This window comes from Bacteroidales bacterium (genome assembly GCA_018334875.1).
Classification (GTDB): domain Bacteria; phylum Bacteroidota; class Bacteroidia; order Bacteroidales; family UBA12077; genus JAGXLC01.
In genome coordinates this window covers 1-5488 of the sequence record JAGXLC010000276.1, presented here as the reverse complement: position 1 = coordinate 5488, position 5488 = coordinate 1, and the positions used below count along the sequence as shown (strand labels likewise).

Sequence of the window (5488 nt, the reverse complement as noted above, 5' to 3'; positions counted from 1 at the left end):
TTTCTTTGATATTAAGCATACCAATTTCTTTTACATATAGATTTGCCATTTTCTTAGTTGTTATGCCTACCCGCAAAAACGCACTATAACAAGCGGTCATAAAAAAATGCGGGGTCAGCGGTTAATATTTAATTTTCTACATTTATTTAATTTCATCGGTTAGCGGAAGTTAGTGCAGTAAATCCGCAACTTAGCCAATAACTTTTTAGCAAACAGATGCTTATATGATTCTTTAGAATGGTGCTTCATCGTTTTCGTTTTTTTAAAGACCGGGACGTATGCAGGGCAAAACTCCCGAAAAGCCCCTCCGCGCCTCGCGGCTGTCCGGCGTCCCGGTCGATATCTTTATTTAAGTCTACAGTCATTATTGTTCATTTTTTTCTTCTCACACATTTGCTCAATACGGGAAGGGATTCGATCACCGATGCGATTGGCAATCTCCTTCCCACCAAGATTCGAGGTGAAGATGGTTGGGTATAGTTGTTCATACCTATAATTGATGAGCTGATCAAGTTTTTCATTGACCCACTCGGATATCTTTTCCACTCCCAGGTCATCCAACACCAACAGATTATTGGAATAACACATTTTCAAGGTCTCATCCTCCTGTTCCTGCCAGTATGACCTTCTTATCCTATCCAGCAAGTCCGGGATAGTTATGAAAAGGCACTCCTTCGCCTTCCCTATTTCTATGTAAGATCGCCGGAGCCACTCCATCATCATTTTTGCGGCATAAAGAGTTTTCCCGGAACCCACCTTCCCGACAATGAACAACCCACCGCCCTGATTGAGGCGATTGAGTTCATCAGGGTCAATGTCTATATTGATTTGTTTAAGGTCTCGGGCAATTCGAGGGGTCAGGAGATGGTAGTAATCCTCTTCATTGAATTTGGATTCCCGGTCACAAAATTCACAAAACTTCCTTTTATATCGCCTCCCGCACTTTTCACATATTTTATATTGCATAATCATTGGGGTTTTTCAGAATGTATACTCCTTGTCCTCTTCCTTATAGGGTTGATGGGAATTATTTTTGTTGAAATCGTAGGATTTCATCTGACTGGGGTCATCCAGCCAACGGCTCTGGTTGAGCCAGGTAGAAGGATGGGGAATGAACTTCTTGTTTTGCCAGCGTTCTGATTTCTTCTGCCTGGCCAGGGAAAGGGAGAGCTCTCTCCAGGTGGGTCGATTTTGTTTTCTTTGGCATATTCTGTCCCAAATAGTTTTGGCCTTGCCTTTATCTACTTTCTTTGGGTACATTTCCCAAAACTTTTCAAACTTGGGTGGGGTGATTTTATATTTGTTTTTATTGTTTTCCGACGTAGAAGATTGGTCTTTTTCTTTTTTAATATTATTTCTATTTAATATTATTAGACCGGGGTTTTCCACATCTGAATTTCCCACATCCGGGTTTTCCACATCTGGGTTTTCTTCCTTTAAATACATTTCCAATCCTTGTTCTTCCAGTTGTTGTTTTTGCTCTTCAATGTTGAAGTGGGAGGGGGTGTCTGTGTAAGCCCAAAAGGAACCGACCCACTGTTTTGTTTCCTTATTTCGATACCGGATTCGTTTAAGGTATCCATGCTGTTCAAGTTCACCCAATCCTGATCGGATGGCTGTTTCCCCCTCGCTCATGAAATTCTTTAGCCCGTTGATGTAGCTTTTCCATCCATCTTTGTTGCTGAGTAGAATACATTGAATAGATTTTGCTTTGCCACTTATCTCAGGATTGCGGAGGAGGTCGTTCGGAATTTGGGTGAATTCCTTTGACATGCTACAATTGATAGCATCTTTCATGCGTTTTTTGTCTTTTCTTTCCATAGTAAGGGAAGGAATGTAAAAATCTCAAGCGTTCGGAGGGTACAGCTCCTACTAACCTGAGATTCTTGGGTAAATATACTTCGTTCACTCTGTACCAGTGATATTTTCTGGGAAGGAATAATCCGTAAAATTAAATTAAATATTTTAAAAATAAAAATTTTCATTGAATTATTTTTTAACTGGTTGATTCTGAAGTTATTTATAGGCCAATTCACCATCTAATTTTTTGGCCACAAGATACATTTCCTTCCAGGCTTCCCGACCAAGTGAACGATTTTGCCCGGTTTTTTCTATTTTTAAACTGGGTTGATCCTCAAATATCCCCACTTTGCCATTGAAGATTACTTTGGTCTCTGGGCCGTCCTCAAGTACATGTACGGATAGACTCATACGCCCTCGGTGGCCGTGTATATGCTTCGGTTTTGTTGTAATGGTCTTCAAAGAGGCGTCGGTATTATCTAAAACATATCCCTCATTTTGTAGAATTTGAGCGGTCTTTTTATAGGCTTGTGTTGGTTGTAGGTCTGTAAAAGCTACAATAGTGGTGGTTCCAAGTGGGATATCACTATCGTTGATATTTGCTGTTTTCTGGGGGCCAGCACAGCCTGCCAGTATTATGAATACTGCGATCGTTGTAATTATTTTCATTGGTTTCATAGTTCGTTGTCTAATCGTTCGTAAATCGAATAAGTTAAATCATAAGTACTTTGGATAGTTTCTTCACTGGGATTCTCCGAGGAGGAGTTCATTATCTTCTCAACTGTTTTGAATGCTAACTGACCTAAAAATGTTTTGAGTCCATTCAGTTCTTCCCTGTTTTCAAAAGTGATAGTCAGGTCAACTGGCGTAAATTGTTTTGTTTCTACTTTAACCTTCATAATTACCTCCTTTTTAATTGTTTAATAATATAATCGGCCTCATCCTGGGGCAAATCTCCTGGATCGCTTTTAAGTTTGATATTGTGGCATTCAACCCCTCTAAACCTCAATTCCCCTTTTAGATCTTCCGCTTGCCGTTGAGCTTGCGGTTCGGGATCAAATACCGTGTAAACCTGTTTGAAAAGGGAAGCGATTAAGGTGACTTGCTTGGAAGTATACCCAATGCCGAAGGTGGCAAAGGCCGGGTGACCGAATCGCCATGCATCGAACTTCCCTTCAACGCAGATACCCCATTCCCAAAGCGGGTAAGAGGGATTGGTATAGATGATGTGTTTGTGGTACATGATTTCCCGCTCCTGAGGACAAGCTAAATAAGGCATTGAGTGTTTGCCGGTGATATCTCGGGTTTGGAATGATACCATTTGATTATTCCAATAAATCGGGGTAAGGATTCGGTGTTTGTAATCCACCTCATCCAGTTTTGCCATTGGCCCGGTGCCCATCACTTTCCACTCTTGTTCGAGCCAATCGGGATCAAACCTCCTTTTTTCCAGGTAACGACGGTGGTTCTTTTTCATCTCCCCACTGTCCGGGGGCAAACGAAATTGCTTTTTGTTGATTGAGACCTTTGCCTGCTCTTTGCCTTTCCCACCTTTCATTGATATTCGATAGGTTTTTATCAACACTACAGCTTCCTTCTCACTGACACCAATAAGTTTAGCTATGGTTCGTTTGACAGACCAGGCGTTTTCTGTCCCGCAATTCCAGCAATGGAAATACCCATCTTTTATGTTGAATCCAAGGTGATACTTTCCAGATCCTTGCCCACAGAATGGGCATTCAACATTGATCCACCCCGGACGATAGTGTTTATTATCCTCCGGGGCAGTATCAATACCATAATCGTGAAATAAGTCTTCGATCATTTTTAGAATTGTTTTGGTACCCAGATATTTCCATCAATCTTGACCCCCCGTCGCTTCAATTCATCGAGTAGTTCGTCGATGGAATACTCCGTCAGAGGTTCCCTTTCATTCTGCCCGGTTCTTTTCCCTTTATTTTTTTCTTCCGCCATTATTTGACGGGCGTGGAAAGGTTCTATGTGATCGACTTTGCATTTATAATAACCCCGGCGCTTGGTTCGTTCAAAATACCAAAGTGTAAGGGCTGTTAAGAAGTGTCTGTGATCAACTTTGTGTTGACTACTAAGTTTGGCATAACTGAATCTGGTATTTTTATCAGATAATCGTTTTGCCTCCTTTAGGAATTCAGTTAAGTTTTGAATTCTTTGTGTTTCACGAGTAGTTGTCATAGGAATTTTATTTTTATTATATTTTATTATACAAAATTACTTGGTTTTTTCTAAAAGATTTTCCATGCGTTTAATAGCCTTTTGCGTTTCGGACCAAGTCCAATTGTTATAACGCATCATCTTTTCCGCTATTAAAGGACGGGCCATCGTTCGGGGGAGGGATAGATATAGGTGAGGTGTTTGCAATACTATATCAGCTATTTCCCTGACTGCCTTTGGCATAGATACTTCCAATTCAACATAAGGAATCGGGTCAATGAGCACATCCTTGGGCATGTCCTGAAGGGATATGTTATGATTGACCCGATTTTCGTACTTACAATAGTTGATGAGTTTTTTCTGCACACAGCTATAAATCCAGGTTGTGAGTTTTGCGCCTTTGCCTGGGTTGTAGCTATTGACCGCCTCGCAATAACCGAGGGAGGCTTCACCAAAAAGATCATCCCAATCCAATCCAGTTGTGTTGTGGAAGGACCAGGCGATCTTTCTGATTAGGTTAAGATGTTGTTTCCTGATTAGCATTTGACTATTCGTTTAAGAGTTTGAATTCGATGTCTTCACTTGAGTAGACTCCGTTTTTGATTAGACTGCGCTCAATCTCCATTATATGTTTCCAGGTACTGTGCCATATTACAGAAATTGCCAGGAAGTCATTAGTAAATTCTTCATCATCTGCGTGGAATGACCATAACAATTCTTTTAGTTCTTTCCACGATAGGATGTCAACGTCGCCATTTTCGGCAATGGCCTTAATCTTTTGATTATCTTTCAATCGTTTCATGGTTGACAAAGTTTTAAGATTTTTAAATTATGTCTTTAAATATTGAATCAAGTATTAGCATAGTCGTAAGGGCAATAACATATCCTATTGCTAAGTTGAATAGGAATAGTATTATGTAGTAAATTGTTTCTGAAGGCATGATAGGTATAATCCATGTCATTTCGGCAATAATCACTATTCCAACTATTGTTAGAAATATTGCTATTCCAGTTGTTATTTTTAGTAGTGTTTGCATAGTTTACGTTTTTATTGATTTTGATCTGTGACATCTGCCCAACCATGAATATTTATATTCTCGGTATTATCAAAGTGTTTTTTGATAATGGACATAATATCTTTTACTTTAATGTCTTGGAAGGGTTTGTTTATTTTAATGTTCCGCAAAATACCCTTATTTGTTCCAATATTGATATATGTCATAATAACCTCCTATTTTTAATTTATTTTATAATCTTTGGCGTTATTATACTTTCGTAAAGCGTTTTTATAATTTAGTGCTAAAACTCTTACGCCATTTATTTCAAATTCTTTCATTCCTCTTCTTTTCATTCTTTCCAATTTTTTGCGTTCATACCTTCGCCTTATTTCTTCTTTTTCTTGTTCGGTTAATTCTCTGGGTTTTTCGTCTTCATTATCGAAAAAATCTTTCGGTTCAGCCATTATGCCCATTAGGGCCAGGCTCATATATTTTCTATA

Annotated in this window: 10 protein-coding genes; all 10 read right to left on the bottom strand. The window is 39.4% G+C overall.

The features are described from left to right. Positions 1-345: 345 nt before the first annotated feature. The gene (locus KGY70_16305) at positions 346-966 is read right to left on the bottom strand and encodes an ATP-binding protein (protein ID MBS3776761.1); all 621 of its coding nucleotides are present in this window, start codon (positions 964-966) and stop codon (positions 346-348) included. Between the two features lie 15 nt (positions 967-981). Next, positions 982-1821, bottom strand: coding sequence for a hypothetical protein (locus KGY70_16300; GenBank protein ID MBS3776760.1), 840 nt, complete (start codon positions 1819-1821; stop codon positions 982-984). 195 nt (positions 1822-2016) lie between these two features. After that, entirely contained in the window at positions 2017-2478 is a 462-nt protein-coding gene (locus tag KGY70_16295) for a hypothetical protein (GenBank protein MBS3776759.1), read from the bottom strand. Continuing rightward, entirely contained in the window at positions 2475-2699 is a 225-nt protein-coding gene (locus tag KGY70_16290; protein MBS3776758.1) for a hypothetical protein, read from the bottom strand. The genes KGY70_16295 and KGY70_16290 overlap by 4 nt, the downstream gene beginning before the upstream one ends. 2 nt (positions 2700-2701) lie before the next feature. Then, positions 2702-3625: a hypothetical protein gene (locus tag KGY70_16285; GenBank protein ID MBS3776757.1), complete on the bottom strand. Its 924-nt coding sequence runs from the start codon at positions 3623-3625 to the stop codon at positions 2702-2704. A gap of 2 nt (positions 3626-3627) precedes the next feature. Further along, positions 3628-4011 carry a hypothetical protein gene (locus tag KGY70_16280; protein ID MBS3776756.1) on the bottom strand — a complete coding sequence of 128 codons (384 nt, stop codon included), beginning with the start codon at positions 4009-4011 and terminating at the stop codon, positions 3628-3630. Positions 4012-4047: 36 nt separating this feature from the next. Beyond that, positions 4048-4533, bottom strand: coding sequence for a hypothetical protein (locus KGY70_16275; GenBank protein ID MBS3776755.1), 486 nt, complete (start codon positions 4531-4533; stop codon positions 4048-4050). 4 nt (positions 4534-4537) lie between these two features. Beyond that, positions 4538-4792: a hypothetical protein gene (locus KGY70_16270; protein MBS3776754.1), complete on the bottom strand. Its 255-nt coding sequence runs from the start codon at positions 4790-4792 to the stop codon at positions 4538-4540. A 22-nt stretch (positions 4793-4814) separates the two neighbouring features. Beyond that, the gene (locus KGY70_16265; GenBank protein MBS3776753.1) at positions 4815-5027 is read right to left on the bottom strand and encodes a hypothetical protein; all 213 of its coding nucleotides are present in this window, start codon (positions 5025-5027) and stop codon (positions 4815-4817) included. A gap of 200 nt (positions 5028-5227) precedes the next feature. Continuing rightward, a partial coding sequence (locus KGY70_16260) for a hypothetical protein (protein MBS3776752.1) occupies positions 5228-5488 on the bottom strand: 261 nt, incomplete at its 5' end.

Coding starts and splice junctions, on each gene's coding strand:
- KGY70_16305 (MBS3776761.1), bottom strand. CDS start 966: ATGCAATATAAAATATGTGAAAAGTGCGGGAGGCGATATAAAAGGAAG.
- KGY70_16300 (MBS3776760.1), bottom strand. CDS start 1,821: ATGGAAAGAAAAGACAAAAAACGCATGAAAGATGCTATCAATTGTAGC.
- KGY70_16295 (MBS3776759.1), bottom strand. CDS start 2,478: ATGAAACCAATGAAAATAATTACAACGATCGCAGTATTCATAATACTG.
- KGY70_16290 (MBS3776758.1), bottom strand. CDS start 2,699: ATGAAGGTTAAAGTAGAAACAAAACAATTTACGCCAGTTGACCTGACT.
- KGY70_16285 (MBS3776757.1), bottom strand. CDS start 3,625: ATGATCGAAGACTTATTTCACGATTATGGTATTGATACTGCCCCGGAG.
- KGY70_16280 (MBS3776756.1), bottom strand. CDS start 4,011: ATGACAACTACTCGTGAAACACAAAGAATTCAAAACTTAACTGAATTC.
- KGY70_16275 (MBS3776755.1), bottom strand. CDS start 4,533: ATGCTAATCAGGAAACAACATCTTAACCTAATCAGAAAGATCGCCTGG.
- KGY70_16270 (MBS3776754.1), bottom strand. CDS start 4,792: ATGAAACGATTGAAAGATAATCAAAAGATTAAGGCCATTGCCGAAAAT.
- KGY70_16265 (MBS3776753.1), bottom strand. CDS start 5,027: ATGCAAACACTACTAAAAATAACAACTGGAATAGCAATATTTCTAACA.